We start from the raw sequence: 22,872 nt of genomic DNA on the forward strand, positions 1-22,872 counted from the left end.
AAAAGATAGGGCCCGTTGAGGCTCTATTTTTTTAGAGGTGAGAAAAATGACAGATTATTTAGTAAAAGCAATTGATAAAACTAAAAATTTAAGATTATTAACAATTACCGCTAAAGGAGTTGTGAGCGAAGCGCAAAAACTTCAAGATACATGGTCTGCTTCTTCTGCGGTGTTAGGGAGAACCTTAGTCGGAGGCCTTCTTCTGGCTGGAGCTCAATTAACTGATAAGGAAGAATTAACAGTTCGTCTTTTGGGTAATGGTCCAGTTGGGCCAACTGTAGTAACTGCTAAGGCAGATTTAACGGTAAAAGGTTACATCAAAAATCCGCATATTGCATTACCACCTAAAAAGAATGGCCATATTGATGTTAAAAAAGCTGTGGGTCAAGGTTGGTTTGAAGTTACAAAGGATTTAGGGTTGAAAGAACCTTATACTGGTCAAGTGCCAATTGTTTCAGGTGAAATTGCAGAAGATTTTGCTTATTATTTAACTAAATCTGAACAAATTCCTTCAGCAGTTGGATTATCTGTTTTTGTTAATCCAAATAATTCCATTGGTGAGGCTGGCGGATTTATGCTTCAAGCTCTTCCTGGTGCAAGCGATGAATTGATTAATAAAACTATTAAGAGAATCAACGCATTGCCTGCATTATCAACTTCGTTTTTAGATGGAATGACTCCAGAAGATTTAGCACGCAAAATTTTAGGTACTGATTGTAAGATTCTTGAAAAGCAAGATGTTGCTTACAAATGTGATTGTTCTAAAGAAAAATATGCCAAAATTTTGGAAACTTTAGATACTAAACAACTTAAAGACATGATTAATGAAGATCATGGAGCTGAACTTACTTGCGCCTTTTGTGGAAACAAGTACTCATTTAATGAAGATGAATTAAAAGACATTTTGGCAAAGAAAAAAGCAGAAAAAGATTAATTTCTGTGAAAAAGTCCCTTCTAGTTTGCCACTAGGGACTTTTTTGTTATTATAAGTAAGTGATTTGAAAGGGATGATTTGATGGATAATAGCTGGAAAATTCGCGATATTACTATTCCTAATCGAGTTGTAGTTGCACCTATGGCAGGAGTTTCAAATTCTGCTTTTCGTGTTGTTTGTAAAGAATTCGGTGCTGGGCTAGTTGTTTGTGAAATGATTTCTGATCATGGAATTATTTATCGTAATAAAAAGACTTTGCGTATGATGCAAGTTGATCCTAGAGAACACCCAATGAGCATTCAAATTTTTGGTGGAACTGAGGAAACTTTGCTTCAAGCTGCTCAATATGTTGATCAAAATACGGATGCGGATATTATTGATATCAATATGGGATGCCCTGTTCCTAAAGTTACTAAGACTGATGCCGGGTCTAAGTGGCTACTTGATTCCAATAAAATTTATCAAATGGTGCACGCAGTAGTGCAAAATGTTTCTAAACCAGTTACTGTTAAAATGAGAATTGGTTGGGATCGCAAGCATATTTTTGCAGTGGAAAATGCCTTAGCTGCTCAAGAAGCTGGAGCTTCCATGATTGCAATGCATGGCAGAACTCGTAAGCAAATGTATCAAGGACAAGCGGATTGGGAGACTTTGCATGATGTCGCTCAAGTGCTTGATATACCTTTTGTCGCAAATGGTGACATTACTACTCCTGAGCTGGCTAAAAAAGCTCTTGATGAAATTGGCTCAACAGCTGTGATGGTTGGACGTGCTGCTCTTGGAAACCCATGGATTTTGAAAGATATGGTTCATTATCTTGAGACGGGAGAAAAATTACGTCCACAAACTGTCAGAGAGCGTGTTGAAACTGCTGAACATCAGCTTGATGGTTTGGTAGAATTAAAGGGCGAGAAAATTGCAGTTCCAGAATTTCGTCAACAAGCTGCATACTATTTAAAAGGAATTCCCCGTTCGGCTCGTACTCGTGCTAAAATAAATGAGGTCTGGACACGTCAAGAGGTTTATGATTTGCTTGACAGTTTTGTTGAAGATTATGAAAAACGTCAAGCTGCTAAAGAAGCAAGACGTGCAGTAGCGAATAATTAAGATGGAGGAAAGATTACATTGGCAAAGAAAGAAATGAACGACCAGTTGATCGCTCGTCGCCAAAAGATGAACGAATTGCGTGAAAATGGTATTGAACCATTTGGCGTTAGAAAGTTTGATCGTCAAGATCTAGCAACTACTTTGGAAGAAAAGTACCGTAAGGAAGATAAAGATGAATTAAATGCAGATATGCCTAAGACCAAGATTGCAGGTCGTATGCTTGCAAAGCGTGGTAAAGGTAAAGTAGGATTTGCAGATCTTTATGACCGTACTGGTAAGATCCAAATTTATGTACGTAAGGATATTGTTGGTGAAGACAACTACAAGATTTTCAAACGTGCAGATATCGGTGACTTTTTAGGTATTGATGGTGAAGTTATGAAAACCGATACCGGTGAGTTGACCATCCGTGCTACTCACGTTACTTTCTTATCTAAAGCTCTTCGTCCATTACCAAACAAGTGGGATGGCTTGAAGGATGTTGAACAAATTTACCGTCAAAGATACCTTGACTTAATCACTAACCGTGATAGTTACATGCGCTTTGTTCACCGTACTCAAATTATCCAAGCAATTAGAGACTACTTAAACGGTATGGACTTCTTAGAAGTTGAAACTCCGGTGCTTCACAATATTCCAGGTGGTGCTGAAGCCCGTCCATTTATTACTCACCACAACGCTTTGGACATTGATTTATACATGAGAATTGCTCTTGAATTGCCACTTAAGCGTTTAATTGTTGGTGATATGGAACGTGTTTACGAAATCGGTCGTGTATTCAGAAATGAAGGTTTAGACACTCACCACAACCCAGAATTTACTGAACTTGAAACTTATGCAGCATACTGGGACTTCCACGATGTAATGGACGAAGCAGAAGGCATTATTCGTGCTGCTGCTAAGGTCGTTACTGATGATGGTAAGATTACCTACCAAGGTACTGAGATTGACTTAGGTAAGCCATTCCGCCGTGTTCACATGGTTGATTTGATCAAGGAAAAAACTGGCGTAGACTTCTGGAAGCCAATGACTGATGAAGAAGCTAAGAAGATTGCGGAAGACCATGATATCCACTGCGAAAGCTACTGGAAGGTTGGACATGTAATCAATGCCTTCTTTGAAAAGTACTGTGAAGAAACTATCGTTGACCCAACTTTCGTTTACGGTCACCCAGTTGAAATTTCACCACTTGCTAAGAAGAATGCTGATGATCCAAGATTCACTGACCGTTTCGAAATCTACATTATGGGTGAAGAATACGGTAACGCCTTCTCAGAATTGAACGATCCAGATGACCAACGTGCACGTTTCGAAGCTCAAATGGCTGAACGTGATGCTGGTAACGATGAAGCTGATATGATCGATGAAGATTACCTTCGTGCAATGGAATTCGGTATGCCTCCAACAGGTGGTTTGGGAATCGGTATTGACCGTTTGGTAATGCTCTTAACTGATGCCCCAGCTATTCGTGATGTTCTTCTCTTCCCAACAATGCGTCCAGAACGTGTTGAAAGCATTGAAGCTGAAGTTAAGGAAGACTTGAAGAAGAAAAATAAATAATTAAATTTTCAGTATAATTGATCAAAGCATAATTGATAGGATGCTATCGTGTTCTATTGATTATGCTTTTTGTTTTAAGTGGGATATATAAAAGTCATTATTAATTTGCTAAGATAAGTGATAATGACTTTTAGGAGGATAGTTTTAGGAAAAACATTATGGAAAGAGAATTAACGATCAAATACCAAACCTATAAATTTGTGAACAAGCTTTTTTGGGCATTACTCCTCATCATTGAAGTAATTGAACTGATTAGCGGATTTGTATGGCTGCATGATTTTAGACTAGGTTTGATAAATGGAATAATACTAATTTTGATTTTTGGGATACAACAATTGATTCTTCGAAAGGTTCATCAACATGAGAGTGAAGATCAAAAAGCTAATATTCAGGTTGAAAGTTATCGAATTTTTTGCAGGAATTAGCGTTGTTGTATGGATTCTAGTGTTGATTTTACAAAGTAGATTCGACGATTGTGTTGACGATAGGAATTAGTGCTTTTGAAAGTATTGTGACCTCAATCGGATTCGTGATAGGGTCTATGTACTTTTCAAATAGATCCTAGATGATTTTTCAAAGAGTATCTATCTAGTAGTAAATCTGATCCCTTCTTCCAATTAGGAATTTGAAAAAGGGCAAAGAAGATAGTTTAATAAAAATATAGTATGTTTGAATCTTATATCTATGCTTAAATACATTGATATAAGATTCTTTATTATCTTTAGTGAGAATGCAAATTTTTAAAAAGGAGGAGGAAAACAAATGACAATTGGGGAAGCGTTAAAACAAATTAGAGGTGAATTGTGCCTGACGCAAAAACAAATGTGTGCTGAAATTGTGACTAGATCCTTTTATGCCAAAGTTGAAAGTGGGAAAAGTATGATTAGTGCTGATAAATTGGCCGAGATTCTTTTTAGTCATGATGTTGATATTAATTACTTTTATCAGCTACTTCGTAAAACTTACATGCCGAAATCAAAACAAATAGATGAAAACCTGAATCAAAAAATGAACGAAGCGTTTAACAGTGGGAGGATAGAATTAATAGAACAATGCTACCACGATATTTTAGAACAGTCTGATTCCAAAAGTTTAAAAATAAGATCAATGATTACGGTAGCCTATTTGAAGAATGAACTAAGTTTGATTGATCCCAAGGTGAAACAAAAGCTGTTTATTGAATTTTCAAAAGAGCAAAACTGGATGACAAATTCTAGTTCTTTACGTCTATTTACTAATACGATGCCAATATGGTCTCAAGAAAATTTATCATTTTTTGTTGAAAGACTGCTTAACAGGATAGAGAAAAGCAAAAAAATAACTGAATTAAATCAAGAAAGATATCTGCGTATTTTAGAAAATTATTTAACCATTTGCTATCAACGAAGAGCGCAGAATGGGATCAGTACAGCTAAAAATATTCAACGAACATTTAACTGCATTCTTAAATTGTCTTCCCCGGTTCACTTTGCCCTCTATAAAATTGCGGCTCTCTATTTAAAGTATCTGTTTTTAGATCGTAAAGCGGAGGCTCAAAAGGTAAAAGATGATATGAAGGAATATGGTTATCAGAATTTAGTAAAAAATTGGCCTGAATAATTTTGTGTTATATGTGATACATAATTGTCGATCATATTTACTATCGAGTAATATTAATATCGATTCGTTTAATAAGGAGGAAATTTTAAGATGATGTGGTGGCAATTACCAGTAATATTCCCATATCACTCAAAATAATAAATAGAATAGGAAGAATTGAGTGGTGAAAAGACTATTAACGGCATTTGCTGTAGTGTCGGTATTGGCTACAGCCGGAATTGAAGTAAGTCAACAATTCAATCAATTATCAGAAGCTGCAACCAGAAAGGCAGTAAAATCTTATAAGTTTGATAGGAATACTATTAGTCAGGCTGAAAGTAACTTCAGAAGTTATCGATATGAGCGTATTCCAGCATGGTCTCGTCAAACTGGTTATCAAAATCAACAAGTAAATGGAGGTTGGAATTTCATTACGTATCTTCATACCAATTTCTATTCAGGCGGTTATTAAAATAAGTTAAAGGCACGGCATTATACGGCCGTGCTTCTTTTTTGGAAGGATAATTATGATTAAAGTCGAGAATCTTACCATTACTAGTAGACAACCAATTTTAAAAGCATTCTCCTTCAATTTTGAAAAGGACAATATTTATCAAATTATGGCAGAAAACGGTGCTGGCAAAAGTACTTTTTTGAGAGCTTTAACACAGCTTGTCAAGTATGAGGGAAGGATCGTTTATGATAATAAGTCATATGAACAAAGCAAGGAAAAGGTGTTTTTCTTTGAGGACAACAGTTGGTTTAGCGATGATTTAAATTCGTTGGATTATTTAGATCTTACGAAAAAGCTCTGGCATTCCACGCATAGCATTACTAAAGAAATTGAGTTTTGGGGAATTGACGAATTTAGAAAATTACCAATAAAGAAATACTCCTTAGGGATGAAACAAAAGCTGATTATCGCAATGTATTTTGTTAGTGATGCTCCATATTTATTGATGGATGAAATTACTAATGGTTTAGACCAAGAAACTAGAGAGAAATTCTACTTTAGGTTAAATGAGTTAATCGATAGAAACAATAAGTGTATAATTTTAACCTCGCATTACGCAAACGAAATAAAAAAGTTGCATAATCTTACTACGCTCAAGCTGGAAAATTTAAGTATGAATGAGGTAAATTAGATGCCATATATCGAATTTCAGTTAAAAAAGGTTTTTAAAAATAGTCTTTTCTTAATTACGAGTGCTTTGTTGTTAATAATTTCCCTTGCTGTTTTAGCGCTAAATAGCAGCACGGCGAAGAATATGTCTTTAGAAAGTCAAGCCAAGGGTAATTTGACTATGCAAAATAATGCTATTACTCAAATGCAAGGGTCGTTAAAGCATTATAAAAAAGGTGGAGAAGCATATACTTTAACTAAGCAAAGTATTTCTGATACTAAAAAGCAACGCCAAGATAGTCAAAAACTACTGCATGCGTTTAAACGGCAAGATTGGAAGACCATCTATTACTATCAATTGAAGGCGGTAAACTTAGCTAAGGATATTCAAATAAAAAATGATCATGTAAGTCATGATGAAAAGAATGCTTTAATAAAAAATGCTAAGTTTTTCGAGTATTTGAATCGGCATCCCGTACCCTATGAAGAGAATCCGCCTGTTACCGGGATTCAATTTTTGCTAAATCTGAATCAATTGTATTTGCCATTTTTATTCACCTTGGTGATTACTTTCGTTTTAAATCAACTCTATACTTCAAAATATAGAAACAGAGCAGATATTAGTTCCTTGTTGCCAATTAATAGCAGTAAAAAATACATTTTTGACAATTTGAGTGGTGTGATAATTAGTGCTGGTATCTTCTATTCAGTTAATATTTTAGTGTTTGTCATTGCATCCCTTATCTTCAAAACGGGTAATCTAAATTATCCTTTTTATCTATATAAGAGTTTGATTGGGCAGACGATTAATGAGTATATTCCTACAAGCAGAGTTATGGTTCCAATAATCATTATTCAGATTTTTGTGGGATTATTCGTGATTAATTTTGTTCAATTAGTTTCAAGTATTGTGCGAGATAAATTTTCCAGCTTATTTATCTCCCTTGTCTTATTACTCGGATTAAATCTTTCAACTACAGTTATCCAGCCTTTACAAAAATTAGCGATGTGGCTACCGACTACTTACTTCAATGCGATAAATGTGGTTTCCGGAGAAATCTCTGTGCAGTATCATAATGCGCAGATAACTTTTGTCTCAGGAGTGATGACGCTCATTATTGCAAGTATGGTTAGCTATGGATTAGGAATGCTGGTTAATAAAATCAAGGTATAGTTAACGTTGCTTCCTTTAGATTCCTTGACCAAATAGAAGAAACAACCCACTTTTATAGTCCCATCTATGAAAGTAGGTTTTTATTTTGAAAAATATCAACTTTTTTCTAAAAAACTATTGCAATGAAAAACATCTTTGCTATAATAATATTTGTCTTGCGGAAGTAGTTCAGTGGTAGAACACGACCTTGCCATGGTCGGGGTCGCGGGTTCGAATCCCGTCTTCCGCTCTAGATTGAAGGCTCACATTTGTGAGTCTTTTTTGTTTCAAAAATCAGTTTAAATTTTTTGAACTTTTTTCCAAAAAACTATTGCAATGAAAAACATCTTTGCTATAATAATATTTGTCTTGCGGAAGTAGTTCAGTGGTAGAACACGACCTTGCCATGGTCGGGGTCGCGGGTTCGAATCCCGTCTTCCGCTCTAAGATAAAAGACTCACCATTGGTGGGTCTTTTTTTGCGGGAAATAGCTCAGCTTGGTAGAGCGCTACGTTCGGGACGTAGAGGTCGCAGGTTCAAATCCGGTTTTCCCGATAGTGATGAAAAAGAGGAGTTGATTCCTCTTTTTTTGTTGCTTGAAATAAATGCTTATAAAAAGTTAGCAAATTTATTAGATTAACTTAAATCTCTTTGTTATAATAGCGTAAATGTTTGAAAGGAATGAAGTTGATGACAGCAAGTAAAGAATATCCATTATTAGAAAAGCAGGCTAAGGCACTCATGATTGGTGAAGACGATTGGATTGCTAACACAGCCAATCTTTCAGCTTTATTGTTTAATAGTCTTGAAAATGTTAATTTTGCTGGAGTATATCGCTACGAAAATGGAGAGTTAATTTTAGGTCCTTTTCAAGGTAAACCAGCATGTATACACATAGCTTTAGGAAAAGGGGTTTGTGGCACTGCTGCGAAAAATGAAAAAACAGAAATTGTGAAAAACGTTCATGATTTTTCAGGTCATATTGCCTGTGACAGTGCTTCAAATTCGGAAATTGTTGTGCCAATTTTTAAAAATGATAAATTATGGGGCGTTTTTGATTTTGATTCCACAGAAATTGCCAACTTTGGTGAAGAAGATCAGAAATATTTAGAAAAAATAGCGAGCTTAATTTTTAATCATTAAGCAAATTGTTTTACTCTATAGATAGAAACGATTAAAATATTATCGTTAATTTTATAAGGTGGTGGTTGTATGGAAAACTCTTATAGTAAAAGTGCTAATCAAGTTTTGGAAATTGCACGTGAACAAGCGCAGAATTTTCATCATCGCTTAATCGGAACAGAACATGTTTTATTAGCTTTGGTAATTGAATCAGATGGGGAAGCTGGTAAGATTTTACGTTCTTGGAATTTAACTCCAACTGCAATTCGTGAAGAAATTGAGCGTTATACAGGCTATGGTTCTGCTGCTAATGCTAGTTATATGGAAATGTCACCTAGACTTAATTTAGCTTTGAATCTTGCAAAAAGAACTGCTCAAGATGATGGCTCTCGTGAAATTCAAACTAACCATATTTTGTATGGCTTAATTGCGAGCGAGCAAGTTTTATCTGCAATGATTTTGAAGAGCTTGAATGTAGATTTGGATCATTTAAGAGAAGATATCAAGAACAGCTTAGGGACTAATCCAGATAATAATGATTTTGGAGATTCTTCTAATTGGCTAAACAATTCTTCTTTAAATGGAAATCAATCTAAACAAAAGAAGAGTACAACGCCAACTTTGGATAGTGTGGGCGTCAATTTGAATGAACGTGTAAAAAATGGCGGCATTGATCCTGTCATTGGTCGTGATAAGGAAATTAAACGCGTGATTCAAATTCTTTCTCGTCGAACTAAGAATAATCCTGTTTTAGTGGGAGAACCCGGTGTGGGTAAAACCGCAGTTGCTCAAGCTATTGCTACCGAAATTGTGAACAAGAGAGTGCCAGCAGATTTGCTCAATAAGCGAGTAATGGCGCTAGATATGGGTAGCTTAGTTGCTGGTACAAAATACCGTGGTGAATTTGAAGATCGTGTTAAGAAGATCTTGAAAGAAATCGCTAAAGACGGCAAAGTTATTCTTTTTGTCGATGAAATGCATACTTTAATTGGTGCTGGTGGTGCGGAAGGTTCAATTGATGCGGCTAATATTTTGAAACCTTCTCTTGCTCGTGGCGATATTCAAATGATTGGTGCGACAACTTTTGATGAATATCAGAAGTATATTGAAAAAGATCAGGCTTTAGCTCGCCGTTTCCAACAAGTTCGTTTAAATGAACCATCAAAAGAAGATGCCTTAGCAGTTTTGAACGGTTTAAGACCAAAATACGAAAAATTTCATCATGTAACTATTTCAGATGCTAGTTTGGAAGATGCGGTTGATCTTTCTTCACGTTACATTTCTGATCGTTTCTTGCCAGATAAGGCCATCGACTTAGTTGATGAAGCTGCAGCGGCTGTTAAGATCCAAAATAATGCTAGCTCCAATATTCGTTTAAACCAGATCAACGAACAAATTAAGAAAATTATCGATCAAAAAAATGAAGCTGCTTCTAATCAAAACTTTGTAGAAGCTGCTAAACTTCAAGATAAGCAAAATAGTTTGCAGTTGAAACGTGAACAAATTGCTGAACAAGTGGATGAACAAATTAGTTCAAAGGCCATTGTAAAACCAGAAGATATTGCTAAAGTGGTATCTAGTTGGACCGGTGTGCCAGTTACTCAAATGAAACGTAATGAAAGTCGTCAACTCGCTCACTTAGAAGGAATTTTACATGAGCGTGTTATCGGCCAAGATAAGGCTGTTTCAGCAGTTTCCCGTGCGATTCGTCGTAGTAGAAGTGGAATTAAGGATGAAAAACGTCCTATTGGATCTTTCCTATTCCTTGGACCAACTGGGGTGGGTAAGACAGAACTTGCCAAGTCTGTGGCGGCCGCAATGTTTGGCTCAGAAGACAATTTAATTAGAATTGATATGTCTGAATACATGGATCAAATTGCCAACAGCAAATTAATTGGTTCAGCTCCAGGCTATGTTGGTTATGAAGAAGGCGGCCAACTATCTGAACAAGTTCGTCGTCATCCATATTCAGTAGTTTTACTCGATGAAGTTGAAAAGGCTCATCCTGATGTCTTTAACTTATTGTTGCAAGTTCTTGATGAAGGATTCTTGACTGATTCTAAAGGTAGAAAAGTTGACTTTAGAAATACAATTATCATCATGACTTCTAACTTGGGTTCCAGAAGTATTTTTGAAACTAGCGCAGTTGGATTTAATGCAGATAATGAAAATCAAATCAAGATGCGTCAAGATCGTGTTCGTCAGGCACTCAAACAGTTCTTCCGTCCTGAGTTTTTAAACAGAATTGATGAAACAATTATCTTTGATGAGTTGAACAAGACAGAACTTCGTCAAATCGTTAGCCTTTTGACTAATAAGCTGGCAGTTCGTCTTAACAAACAAGGCGTAAACTTGAAGATTTCACGTGCAGCTTTGGATAAACTTGCCAAGGATGGCTATGACCCAGAAATGGGTGCTCGTCCACTTCGTCGTGCAATTCAAAATGATATTGAGGATAAAATTGCCGAGATGTTAATCGGCGGAGAATTAAAACCAGGTTCGACTTTGAAGATTGGTAGCTCACACGATAAGTTGAAATTTGAAGTTGTAACTGATAAAAAAGAAACAGTCAAAAGTTAACAGTTAATTATTGACAAATCTATAAATTTATAGTATATTAGTTGCTGATTTAAAAGGCTGAAGTTCAGGATTTTGCTGATCTATTGTCCAGCAAAATGATAATGGCAAAAACGACTTTTAGTTGTTTTTGTCTTTTTTATGCCCAAATTTCATGCTTTTTGATTTTGTAACAGAAATGTAATATTTGCTTTCTCTAACAGAAAGGATGTTTTTCCTTGTTAAATGGACACGTAGTGAACTACGGTAAACATCGTACAAGACGTAGTTTTTCAAGAATTAAAGAAGTATTGAGACTACCTAACTTGACTGATGTTCAAACCGAATCATATAAGTGGTTTCTTGATGAAGGTATTAAGGAAGTCTTTGATGACATTATGCCAATTGGTGACTTCTCAGGTAAGCTTTCATTAGAATATGTAGGTTATAAGCTTCAAAAGCCTAAGTATACAGTTGATGAAGCACGTGATCATGATGCAACTTATGCTGCACCTATGCACGTTACTTTGAAGTTAACTAATCAAGAAACTGGTGAAATTAAAACTCAAGATGTTTTCTTTGGCGATTTGCCATTAATGACTGAATCAGGCTCATTTATTATTAATGGTGCTGAAAGAGTCATTGTTTCTCAATTAGTTAGATCACCAGGTGTATATTACTCAGGTGATTATGATAAAAATGGTCGTCAAATCTTTGGCGCTACTGTTATTCCTAACCGTGGTGCTTGGCTTGAATACGAAACTGACGCCAAGAATGTTTCTTATGTACGTGTAGACCGTACTCGTAAGCTTCCACTTAGTGTGCTTATTAGAGCTATGGGTATTGGTTCAGACAGTGACATTATTGAAATGTTTGGTCAAAGTGACACTTTACAATTTACTTTAGATAAAGATGTTCATAAGAATCCTGCAGATTCACGTGTTGCTGAATCATTGAAGGACATTTACGAAAGACTTCGTCCAGGTGAACCTAAGACTACTGATTCATCTCGTTCTCTTTTGTACGCTAGATTCTTTGACCCACGTCGCTACGATTTAGCTCCAGTTGGTCGTTACAAGATTAATAAGAAACTTTCGCTTAAGAACCGTTTATACGGACAAACTTTAGCTGAAACTTTGGCTGATCCAGATACTGGTGAAATTATTGCTAAGAAGGGTACTGTAGTTACTCATGAAGTAATGGATACTCTTGAGAAGTACCTTGATCGTGATGACTTTAAGATGGTAACTTACCAACCTTCAAAGGAAGGTGTTTTGCCAGACCCAATTACAGTTCAAGAAATTAAGGTTTACTCAAAGGTAAATCCTGAACGTGTAGTTAAGTTAATGTCAAATGGTCATATTGATAAGGAAGTTAAGCATTTAACTCCAGCCGATGTTTTGGCTTCAATTAACTACTTCTTAGTTCTTCAAGATAAGATTGGTACTACTGACGATATCGACCACCTTGGTAACCGTCGTATTCGTCGTGTAGGTGAACTTCTTCAAAACCAATTTAGAATTGGTTTAGCAAGAATGGAACGTGTCGTTCGTGAAAGAATGTCAATCCAAGATCCTTCAACTGTTACACCACAACAATTGATTAATATTCGTCCAATTGTTGCAAGTATCAAGGAATTCTTTGGTTCTTCCCAACTTTCACAATTCATGGACCAACACAACCCATTAGGTGAATTGACCCACAAGCGTCGTATGTCAGCTTTAGGGCCTGGTGGTTTGACTCGTGATCGTGCCGGATATGAAGTTCGTGACGTTCACTACACTCACTATGGTCGTTTATGTCCAATTGAAACACCTGAAGGTCCTAACATTGGTTTGATTAACTCACTTGCTTCCTATGCAATCATCAACAAGTATGGCTTCATCGAAACCCCATACCGTCGTGTATCATGGAAAACTCACAAAGTTACTGATAAGATTGACTACTTAACTGCCGATGTTGAAGATAACTACATTATTGCCGGGGCTAACACTCGTTTAAATGATGATGGTTCATTCAAGGATGACTTGATTTTAGCTCGTCATAAGGAAGATAACGTCGAAGTTACTCCAGATAAGATTGACTACATGGACGTTATTCCTAAGCAAGTTGTGTCAGTTGCTTCTGCATGTATTCCATTCCTTGAAAACGACGACTCTAACCGTGCTTTGATGGGTGCCAACCAGCAAAGACAGGCTGCACCTTTAATTAATCCACACAGTTCCCTTGTTGGTACTGGTATGGAATACCGTGCTGCTCACGATTCTGGTGCTGCTTTAGTTGCTAAGGCTGCTGGTACTGTTGAATATGTTGATGCTAATGAAGTTCGCGTTAGACGTGAAGATGGTACTTTAGATAAGTATGTTCTTGAAAAGTACCGTCGTTCAAACAACTCTAAGTCATACAACCAAACTCCTAATGTTAAGTTAGGTGATCATGTAGACAAGAGCGATGTTATTGCTAACGGTCCGACTATGGATCATGGTGAACTTGCATTGGGTCAAAACCCAGTTATTGCCTTCATGACTTGGAACATGTACAACTATGAAGATGCCATCATGCTTTCAGAACGTTTGGTAAAGGATGATGTTTACACTTCAATTAGTATTGAAGACTATGAATCAGAAGCTCGTGATACTAAGCTTGGTCCAGAAGAAATCACCCGTGAAATTCCAAACGTGGGTGAAGATGCTTTGAAGGACTTAGACGCTGAAGGTATTATTCGTATCGGTGCCGAAGTTCACGATGGCGATATTTTGGTAGGTAAGGTTACTCCAAAGGGTGTGACTGAATTATCTGCTGAAGAAAGATTGCTTCACGCTATTTTTGGTGAAAAAGCTCGTGAAGTTCGTGATACTTCTCTTCGTGTACCACACGGTGGTGGCGGTATCGTTCAAGACGTTAAGGTTTACACTCGTGAAGCAGGTGATGAACTTTCACCAGGTGTTAACACTATGGTTAGAGTTTACATTGCTCAAAAGAGAAAGATTCAAGTCGGGGACAAGATGTCTGGTCGTCACGGTAACAAAGGTACTGTTGCCATGGTTGCTCCAGAAGAAGATATGCCATACTTACCAGATGGTACTCCAGTTGATATTTGCTTGAACCCAATGGGTGTGCCTTCACGTATGAACATTGGACAGCTTCTTGAACTTCACTTAGGTCGTGCAGCTAATGATTTAGGTATTCACGTTGCTACTCCTGTATTTGATGGGGCAACTGAAGAAGATGTTTGGAACACTGTTCGTCAAGCTGGTGTTGATAAAGATGGTAAGACAGTTATTTACGATGGACGTACGGGTGAACCATTCCATAACCGTGTATCTGTAGGTATCATGCACTACTTGAAGCTTACTCACATGGTTGATGATAAGATTCACGCACGTTCAATCGGACCTTACTCACTTGTTACTCAACAACCACTTGGTGGTAAAGCTCAATTTGGTGGACAGCGTTTTGGTGAAATGGAAGTTTGGGCTCTTGAAGCTTACGGTGCAGCTTACACATTGCAAGAAATCTTGACTTACAAGTCAGATGACGTTGTTGGACGTGTAAAGGCATATGAAGCTATTGTTAAGGGTGAAAGAATTCCTAAGCCAGGTGTTCCTGAATCATTCCGTGTTCTTGTTAAAGAATTACAATCTCTTGGATTAGATATTCGAGTTCTTGACTTAGATCATAAGGAAATTGAGTTACGTGATATGAATGATGATTCAAATGAACATTTGAATATTGATACTTTGTCACGTATGGCAGAAGAACAACAAAAGAAGAAGTTAGCCGAAGAAACTACAAAAGAAGATAATAAGTCTGCAGATAAGCCAGAAAATACACCTGTAGACAATTCAGACGACAAGGTTTCTAAATAGTAGGAGGTTAAACTTTTGATCGACGTAAATAAGTTTGAAAGTATGCAAATTGGTCTTGCATCACCTAACAAGATCAGAAGCTGGTCATATGGTGAAGTTAAAAAGCCTGAGACCATCAACTACCGTACTTTAAAGCCAGAAAAAGATGGCTTATTTGATGAAAGAATTTTTGGACCAACTAAAGATTGGTCATGTGCTTGTGGTAAGTACAAGGGTGTTAGATACCGCGGAATTGTTTGTGATCGTTGTGGTGTTGAAGTTACTTCTTCTAAAGTAAGAAGAGAAAGAATGGGACACATTGAATTAGCTGCCCCAGTAACTCACATTTGGTACTTCAAGGGTATTCCTTCAAGAATGGGTTTAGTTTTGGATATTTCTCCAAGACTTCTTGAAGAAGTCATTTACTTTGCTGCATACATTGTTATTGATCCAGGTGATACTGATCTTGAACCAAAGCAATTGTTAACTGAAGCAGAATACCGTGAACAAAAAGCTAAGTATGGCAATCGTTTTGAAGCAAAAATGGGTGCTGAAGCTATCCGTGAATTGCTTAAGAAAGTTGACTTGGCTAAAGAAGTTGCAGCTTTAAAGAAAGAACTTCAAACTGCAACTGGTCAAAAGCGTACTCGTGCAATTCGTCGTTTGGACATTTTGGATGCATTTAAGAATTCTGGTAACAAGCCAGAATGGATGATTATGGATGCTGTTCCAGTTATCCCACCAGACTTGCGTCCAATGGTTCAACTTGAAGGTGGACGTTTTGCTACTTCTGATTTGAACGATTTGTACAGACGTGTAATTAACCGTAATAACCGTTTAAAGAGATTGCTTGATTTAAACGCACCAAACATTATCGTTCAAAACGAAAAGCGTATGCTTCAAGAGGCTGTTGATGCTTTGATCGACAATGGTCGTCGTGGTCGTCCAGTTGTTGGACCAGGTAACCGTCCACTTAAGTCACTTTCACACATGCTTAAAGGTAAGCAAGGTCGTTTCCGTCAAAACTTGCTTGGTAAGCGTGTTGACTACTCTGGTCGTTCAGTTATCGATGTTTCACCAAAATTGAAATTCTATCAATGTGGTGTTCCTCGCCCAATGGCTCTTGAATTATTCAAACCATTTGTAATGCATGAATTGGTTAAGCGTAAGATTGCATCTAACATTAAGAATGCTAAGCGCAAGATTGATCGTGAAGATGATGATATCTGGGATGTACTTGAAGATGTAATTAAGGAACGTCCAGTTCTTTTGAACCGTGCACCTACTTTGCACCGTTTGAGTATTCAAGCATTTGAACCTGTATTGGTACCTGGTAAATCTATTCGTTTGCACCCACTTGCTTGTGAAGCTTACAATGCCGACTTCGATGGTGACCAGATGGCCATTCACGTTCCATTATCTGATGAAGCTGTTGCGGAATCACGTTTGCTTATGCTCGCAGCTCACCACATTTTGGCACCTAAGGATGGTAAGCCAATCGTAACTCCATCTCAGGACGTCGTGCTTGGTAACTACTGGTTAACTCAAGCTGAAAAGGGCCGTGAAGGTGAAGGTATGATCTTTAGCTCTCCTGCAGAAGCAGCTGTAGCTTACGAAAATGGCGACATTCACTACCATACAATTATTGGTATGTCTGCAGATTCAATGCCTGAAAAGCCATGGCCTAAGGGTCATGAACATGGAATCTTCATTACTACTTACGGTAAGATTGTATTCAATCAAATTTTCCCTGAAGATTACTTCTACATTAATGAACCTACCGAGGAAAACTTGAATAATCCACTTAGCGCTAAGTACTTCTTAAACGAAGGTGAAGATATCCACACTAAGATTAATGAAGTTGCCGATGATTTAATTGCAAATCCATTCAAGAAGGGCTTCTTGTCAGATTCTATTGCTACTATCTACAAGTACTACAAGGTTCAAAGAACCTCAGAATATCTTGATGATTTGAAGACTTTAGGCTACACTAGTTCAACTATTTCTGGAATTACTATCGGTATGAATGATGTTCCAGAAATTACTGATAAGGATGATAAGGTAGCTAAGGCTCACAAGCAGGTTGATGTGGTATCTAAGCAATTTAGACGTGGACTTATTACTGAACAAGAACGTCATGATCGAGTAATTAACATTTGGAATCAATGTAAAGATGAAGTTCAAAATGAAATTGCTCAAATTTATGATCCACGTAACCCAATTACAATCATGGCCGACTCAGGTGCCCGTGGTAACATTTCAAACTTTACTCAGTTAGCTGGTATGCGTGGGTTGATGGCCACTCCTAACGGTGGATTGTTCGAAATTCCTGTTACTTCAAACTTCAAGGAAGGTTTGTCTGTATTGGAATTATTCATGTCTACTCACGGTGCTCGTAAAGGTATGACTGATACCGCTTTGAAGACTGCCCAGTCAGGTTACTTGACTCGTCGTCTTGTTGATGTAGCCCAAGATGTAATTATTCGTGAAGATGATTGTGGCACTGATCGTGGCATTACCGTTCATGCAATCATGGAAGGTGATGAAATGATCGAACCATTATTTGACCGTTTGCTTGGTCGTTTCACTGCTGAAACTGTTAAGGATCCAAAGACCGGTGAAGTTATAGTTGGTCCTGATGTAATGATGGACGAAAAGATGGCCCGTAAGATCTGTGATGCTGGTGTAACTCACGTTGAAATTCGTTCAATTTTAACATGTGATACTCCTCACGGTGTCTGCCGTAAGTGTTACGGTATAAACTTAGCAACCGGCGAAGAAGTTGAAGTTGGTGAAGCAGTAGGTACTGTTGCCGCTCAATCAATTGGTGAACCTGGTACTCAGCTTACTTTGAGAACTTTCCACAACGGTGGGGTTGCCGGTGCTGAAGATATTACCCAAGGTTTGCCTCGTGTGCAAGAATTGTTCGAAGCTCGTAACCCTAAGGGTCGTGCTACAATTTCTGAAGTTGATGGTATCGTTGATTCTATTCAAGAAAATCCAGCTGAACACACTCGCGAAATTACTGTTAAGGGTAAGATTGATACAAGAAGTTACAGTGTTCCTTACACTGCTTCAGTTGCCGTTGGCGAAGGTGACGAAGTTCACCGTGGTGACAAATTAACTTTAGGTTCTGTTGATCCTAAGGAATTAATTCAAGTTACTGATACTTTGACTACTGAAAAGTACATCTTAGCTGAAGTTCAAAAGGCCTACAGAATGCAGGGTGTAGATATTTCTGATAAGCACGTTGAAGTATTAACTCGTCAAATGCTTCAAAAGGTTCGTGTTCTTGATCCAGGTGAAACTGACATCTTACCAGGTGAAGTTATGGATATTGGTCAATTCCGTGACCGTAACAAGGAAGTTATTATTTCTGGTGGAATTCCAGCAACTGCACAAAGTATTATTTTGGGTATTACAAAGGCTGCCCTTGAAACTAACAGTTTCTTGTCTGCTGCTTCATTCCAAGAAACTACTCGTGTGCTTACTGATGCTTCTATCAGAGGTAAGAATGATCCATTGCTTGGACTTAAGGAAAACGTTATTATCGGTAAGATTATTCCAGCAGGTACTGGTATGCCAGTTTACCGTAGCATGGAACCACAAGCTGACGTTGAAAAATCAAAATCTGTTTATTCAATTGCTGACATTGAAAAGCAAATGAATGATAAAGATAAAAAGCCTGAAGCTTAAATTTAGGTAATAATAAAAGCATCTATTCAATTCGAATAGGTGCTTTTTTGTTTAGAAAGAAAGTAAACTACTAACTAATCCTAAGTAGATATAAGGAATAAAGGCAAAAGGCTGTGTTCTTGGACGGTACTTATATTCTAGAAAGTAATGAACTAAAGAAAAAATGGATCCCACTAAAAAAGCAAGATTAGCAAAATGCGGATCCCACAGTAGGGCTAATAAAATGTAGATTATCAAGTCTCCGCTTCCTAATTTATGAAAAAAAGTGTAAATTGATAAAATCAAACAAATTGGGAAAAACTCAAGAGCATCAATTAAAGAATATGCATGAGAAGTTTGAAGCCAATAAATAAAAACGACTGAAAAAAGTGGAATTAAAAAGATACTAGGAAACTCCTGCTTTTGATAATCAAAACAAACTATTACTAATAAATAGAATAAGAAAGTGGCTAAATAAATATTTGATAAATTTAAAAGATCTAGTTTTAAAAAAGCCAATCCTCCAATAAGTTCGATGAAAAAATATAGAGGTAGAATGGAGGTTCCACAATAACTGCATTTTCCTTTTAAAACTATATATGATACTAGGGGAATTTCTGCTAACAAGGAGAGTTCTGTTTGGCAAAAATTGCATTTAGAACGAGTGAAGAGAAAATCTTCTTTTAAATATCGATCACAAATTACACCTGCATGCGAAGCTAAACAGGCACCAATCATGAAATTTACAAAAAACAAATAATCACCTCAGTTATAAATACGCAAAAAAATAAATTTTATCTTTTTTTATCCAAAAGAGTTTGATTTATTGTAAAAAGCGAGTACAATGGTCAATGTATGTTTTGAACAATCTGTCTGGGTAAAAAGAAACTCCCGGATGTGTGAACAAAATAGTTATTTTTAGGAGGAAACAATTAATGCCAACCATTAACCAATTGGTAAGAAAAGGCCGTCACTCAAAGACGACTAAATCAAAGTCACCAGCTTTGAACTACGGTTACAACAGTATGAAGAAGGAATTAGTATTCAACCCAGCTCCACAAATGCGTGGGGTAGCAACTCGTGTTGGTACTATGACTCCAAAGAAGCCTAACTCAGCTTTACGTAAGTATGCCCGTGTACGTCTTTCAAACTTGATCGAAGTTACTGCATATATTCCAGGTGAAGGCCACAACTTGCAAGAACACTCTGTTGTTTTAATTCGTGGTGGTCGTGTAAAAGACCTTCCTGGTGTACGTTACCACATTATCCGTGGTGCCCTTGACACTGCTGGTGTTGATGGTAGAAAGCAAAGCCGTTCTAAGTACGGTACTAAGAAAGGTTAAGGAGGAGTTAAATAATGCCTAGAAAAGGACATGTAACTAAGAGAGACGTTTTAGCAGATCCAGTTTACAACTCAAAGCTCGTTACTAAGTTGATCAATCACTTAATGATCGACGGTAAGAGAGCTAAGGCATCTTCAATCCTTTACGATGCTTTCACTATTGTTAAGGACAAGACTGGTAAGGAACCACTTGATGTTTTTGAAGAAGCAATGAACAACGTTATGCCAGTTCTTGAAGTAAGAGCTCGTCGTATCGGTGGTTCAAACTACCAAATCCCAGTTGAAGTTCGTCCAGAAAGAAGAACTACTTTAGGTTTAAGATGGCTTGTTTCTTACGCACGTTTACGTAATGAACACACTATGGATGAACGTTTAGCTAACGAAATCATCGACGCTTCAAACAACACTGGTTCAGCAGTTAAAAAACGTGAAGATGTTCACCGTATGGCTGAAGCAAACCGTGCATTTGCACACTACCGCTTCTAATTTGTTCTTTTGTATTTTTAAGAGGAGACTTTATTTATGGCTAATAAGCGTGAATTTCCATTAGAAAAGACACGTAACATTGGTATCATGGCCCACATCGATGCGGGTAAGACTACCACTACTGAACGTATCCTTTACTACACTGGTAAGATCCACAAAATTGGTGAAACTCACGAAGGTGATTCACAAATGGACTGGATGGATGAAGAAAAGGAACGTGGTATCACTATCACTTCAGCTGCCACTACAGCTCAATGGAAAGATTACAGAATTAACATTATCGATACCCCAGGACACGTTGACTTCACTATCGAAGTAGAACGTTCACTTCGTGTTCTTGATGGTGCTGTAACTGTTCTTGATGCGCAAGCTGGTGTTGAACCACAAACTGAAAATGTTTGGCGTCAAGCTGAAACTTACGGTGTTCCTCGTATTGTTTTTGTTAACAAGATGGATAAGATTGGTGCTGACTTTGATAAGTCTGTTAAATCATTACATGAACGTTTAAACGCAAACGCACATGCAGTTCAAATGCCAATCGGTTCAGCTGATACTTTTGAAGGTGTTATCGACTTAATCAACATGGTTGCTGATATCTATGACGAAGATAAGCTTGGTTCAAAGTGGGATACTGTTCCAGTTCCTGATGAATACAAGGAAGAAGCAACTAAGCGTCGTAACGAATTAATTGAAGCAGTTGCTGATGTTGATGATGGCATCATGGAAAAATACCTTGGTGGTGAAGAAATTTCTAATGATGAATTGAAGGCTGCTATCCGTAAAGCAACCATTAATTTGGAATTCTTCCCAGTATTTGCTGGTTCAGCATTTAAGAACAAGGGTGTTCAAATGATGCTTGATGGTGTTGTTGATTACTTACCATCACCATTAGACGTAAAGCCTTACGTTGCTCATGATCCTAAGACTGGCGATGAAGTAGAACTTAGAGCTAACGACAATGAACCATTTGCTGCTTTAGCATTTAAGATTGCTACTGACCCATTTGTTGGTCGTTTGACTTTCATCCGTGTTTACACTGGTTCTCTTGAATCAGGTTCATATGTATTGAACTCTTCAAAGAACTCTCGTGAACGTGTTGGTCGTTTGCTTCAAATGCACGCAAACTCAAGAACTGAAATTCCAGAAGTATTTTCAGGTGATATTGCCGGTGCTATTGGTTTGAAGAACACAACTACTGGTGACTCATTAACTGATCCAAAGCGCCCACTTATTTTGGAAAGTTTGGAAATTCCAGATCCAGTTATCCAAGTTTCTATTGAACCTAAGTCAAAAGCTGACCGTGATAAGATGGATGTTGCTTTACAAAAGCTTACTGAAGAAGACCCAACTTTCCGTGCAGAAACTAACCCAGAAACTGGTCAAACTTTGATCGCAGGTATGGGTGAATTACACTTAGATATCGAAGTAGAACGTATGAAGCGTGAATTCCACGTTGAAGCAACTATTGGTGAACCACAAGTTGCTTACCGTGAAACTTTCACTAAGGAAGCTAAGGCTCAAGGTAAGTTCGTTCGTCAATCAGGTGGTAAGGGTCAATACGGTGATGTTTGGATTGACTTTACTCCAAATGAAGAAGGTAAAGGTTACGAATTTGAAGATGCTATCGTTGGTGGTGTTGTTCCTCGTGAATTTATTCCTTCAGTTGACGCCGGTTTACAAGAAGCTATGAAGAATGGTGTTCTTGCAGGCTACCCATTAATCGATGTTAAGGCTAAGCTTTACGATGGTAGTTACCACGAAGTCGACTCTTCAGAAGCTGCATTTAAGGTTGCTGCATCACTTGCTCTTAGAAACGCTGCTTCTAAGGCCGGTGCTGTAATCTTAGAACCAATTATGAAGGTTCAAGTAACTACCCCTGAAGAATACTTAGGTGACGTTATGGGCTCAATTACCGCTCGTCGTGGTACTATGGACGGTATGGAAGATAGAGCTGGTGCTAAGGTATTGAATGCTATGGTTCCACTTGCTGAAATGTTTGGTTACGCAACTACTTTGCGTTCATCAACTCAAGGTCGTGGTACTTTCACTATGGTATTTGACCACTACGCTCCAACTCCTAAATCAATTCAAGATGAAATTATTAAAAAGCGTGGAACTAACGCAGAATAATTAAAACATTTTGATACTAAAAGAGATATTTGGTAAATCCAATATCTCTTTTTTAATTTAAAAAAATCAAGAAAAGTACATGAAAACCTTGATATTTAAGGTTATACCAAGTACAATAGTCTTTGTGCATTTGAAGGGTACGTCTATCCTCGGGGCACAATTGTTGTAATGCGTTGACGCAAAAGGTTGCGGCACGCCAGGCTGCATTGCCACAGAGGCGTGCGGGGAATTTTTGTCGAGCTAGTCATCTTATTAAAG

16 protein-coding genes and 3 tRNA genes are annotated in these 22,872 nt (G+C 37.5%); 18 read left to right on the top strand and 1 reads right to left on the bottom strand.

From position 1 onward, the window contains the following. The first annotated feature begins 46 nt into the window (after positions 1-46). The 15 genes from hslO (at position 47) to rpoC (ending at position 18,677) form a co-directional block, all read left to right on the top strand. The gene (hslO, locus tag KBW87_RS01345; RefSeq protein WP_004045615.1) at positions 47-934 is read left to right on the top strand and encodes an Hsp33 family molecular chaperone HslO; all 888 of its coding nucleotides are present in this window, start codon (positions 47-49) and stop codon (positions 932-934) included. A gap of 81 nt (positions 935-1,015) precedes the next feature. Continuing rightward, entirely contained in the window at positions 1,016-2,041 is a 1,026-nt protein-coding gene (dusB, locus tag KBW87_RS01350) for a tRNA dihydrouridine synthase DusB (protein ID WP_057809525.1), read from the top strand. A gap of 18 nt (positions 2,042-2,059) precedes the next feature. Next, the gene (gene lysS / locus KBW87_RS01355) at positions 2,060-3,601 is read left to right on the top strand and encodes a lysine--tRNA ligase (protein WP_004045612.1); all 1,542 of its coding nucleotides are present in this window, start codon (positions 2,060-2,062) and stop codon (positions 3,599-3,601) included. A 158-nt stretch (positions 3,602-3,759) separates the two neighbouring features. Beyond that, entirely contained in the window at positions 3,760-4,026 is a 267-nt protein-coding gene (locus KBW87_RS01360; protein ID WP_004045610.1) for a hypothetical protein, read from the top strand. A 337-nt stretch (positions 4,027-4,363) separates the two neighbouring features. Beyond that, on the top strand, positions 4,364-5,200 hold the full coding sequence (locus tag KBW87_RS01365) for a helix-turn-helix domain-containing protein (RefSeq protein ID WP_057809523.1): 837 nt from the start codon (positions 4,364-4,366) through the stop codon (positions 5,198-5,200). 160 nt (positions 5,201-5,360) lie between these two features. Continuing rightward, positions 5,361-5,651 carry a hypothetical protein gene (locus KBW87_RS01370; RefSeq protein ID WP_135960626.1) on the top strand — a complete coding sequence of 97 codons (291 nt, stop codon included), beginning with the start codon at positions 5,361-5,363 and terminating at the stop codon, positions 5,649-5,651. A gap of 55 nt (positions 5,652-5,706) precedes the next feature. Further along, entirely contained in the window at positions 5,707-6,324 is a 618-nt protein-coding gene (locus KBW87_RS01375; protein ID WP_057809521.1) for an ATP-binding cassette domain-containing protein, read from the top strand. A gap of 123 nt (positions 6,325-6,447) precedes the next feature. Then, entirely contained in the window at positions 6,448-7,476 is a 1,029-nt protein-coding gene (locus KBW87_RS01380) for a hypothetical protein (RefSeq protein ID WP_157055118.1), read from the top strand. Between the two features lie 157 nt (positions 7,477-7,633). After that, positions 7,634-7,705 (top strand) — tRNA-Gly (locus KBW87_RS01385). A gap of 121 nt (positions 7,706-7,826) precedes the next feature. Then, positions 7,827-7,898, top strand: a tRNA-Gly gene (locus tag KBW87_RS01390). A 38-nt stretch (positions 7,899-7,936) separates the two neighbouring features. Next, positions 7,937-8,010 (top strand) — tRNA-Pro (locus KBW87_RS01395). Positions 8,011-8,145: 135 nt separating this feature from the next. Continuing rightward, positions 8,146-8,598 (top strand): free L-methionine (R)-S-oxide reductase MsrC, encoded by a 453-nt coding sequence (locus tag KBW87_RS01400; RefSeq protein WP_004045599.1) that lies wholly within the window; start codon positions 8,146-8,148, stop codon positions 8,596-8,598. Positions 8,599-8,667: 69 nt separating this feature from the next. Further along, complete coding sequence (locus KBW87_RS01405; protein WP_057809517.1) at positions 8,668-11,157, top strand: ATP-dependent Clp protease ATP-binding subunit; 2,490 nt, start codon at positions 8,668-8,670, stop codon at positions 11,155-11,157. 215 nt (positions 11,158-11,372) lie between these two features. Next, positions 11,373-15,002: a DNA-directed RNA polymerase subunit beta gene (rpoB, locus tag KBW87_RS01410; RefSeq protein WP_004045595.1), complete on the top strand. Its 3,630-nt coding sequence runs from the start codon at positions 11,373-11,375 to the stop codon at positions 15,000-15,002. A gap of 15 nt (positions 15,003-15,017) precedes the next feature. Then, the gene (rpoC, locus tag KBW87_RS01415; RefSeq protein ID WP_057809515.1) at positions 15,018-18,677 is read left to right on the top strand and encodes a DNA-directed RNA polymerase subunit beta'; all 3,660 of its coding nucleotides are present in this window, start codon (positions 15,018-15,020) and stop codon (positions 18,675-18,677) included. A 51-nt stretch (positions 18,678-18,728) separates the two neighbouring features. Here rpoC and KBW87_RS01420 read toward each other — a convergent pair whose 3' ends face one another. Continuing rightward, entirely contained in the window at positions 18,729-19,412 is a 684-nt protein-coding gene (locus KBW87_RS01420; RefSeq protein WP_083478842.1) for a prepilin peptidase, read from the bottom strand. 179 nt (positions 19,413-19,591) lie between these two features. Between KBW87_RS01420 and rpsL the strand changes: the two genes are divergently transcribed. Genes rpsL through fusA form a run of 3 tightly spaced genes read left to right on the top strand, consistent with a single transcriptional unit; the run spans position 19,592 to position 22,614 of the window. Beyond that, the gene (gene rpsL / locus KBW87_RS01425) at positions 19,592-19,999 is read left to right on the top strand and encodes a 30S ribosomal protein S12 (RefSeq protein WP_004045589.1); all 408 of its coding nucleotides are present in this window, start codon (positions 19,592-19,594) and stop codon (positions 19,997-19,999) included. Between the two features lie 14 nt (positions 20,000-20,013). After that, on the top strand, positions 20,014-20,484 hold the full coding sequence (gene rpsG / locus KBW87_RS01430; protein WP_004045587.1) for a 30S ribosomal protein S7: 471 nt from the start codon (positions 20,014-20,016) through the stop codon (positions 20,482-20,484). Between the two features lie 36 nt (positions 20,485-20,520). Continuing rightward, positions 20,521-22,614, top strand: coding sequence for an elongation factor G (gene fusA / locus KBW87_RS01435; protein ID WP_057809511.1), 2,094 nt, complete (start codon positions 20,521-20,523; stop codon positions 22,612-22,614). Positions 22,615-22,872: the final 258 nt, after the last annotated feature.

It is taken from the genome of Lactobacillus intestinalis (genome assembly GCF_024397795.1).
Classification (GTDB): Bacteria; Bacillota; Bacilli; order Lactobacillales; family Lactobacillaceae; genus Lactobacillus; species Lactobacillus intestinalis.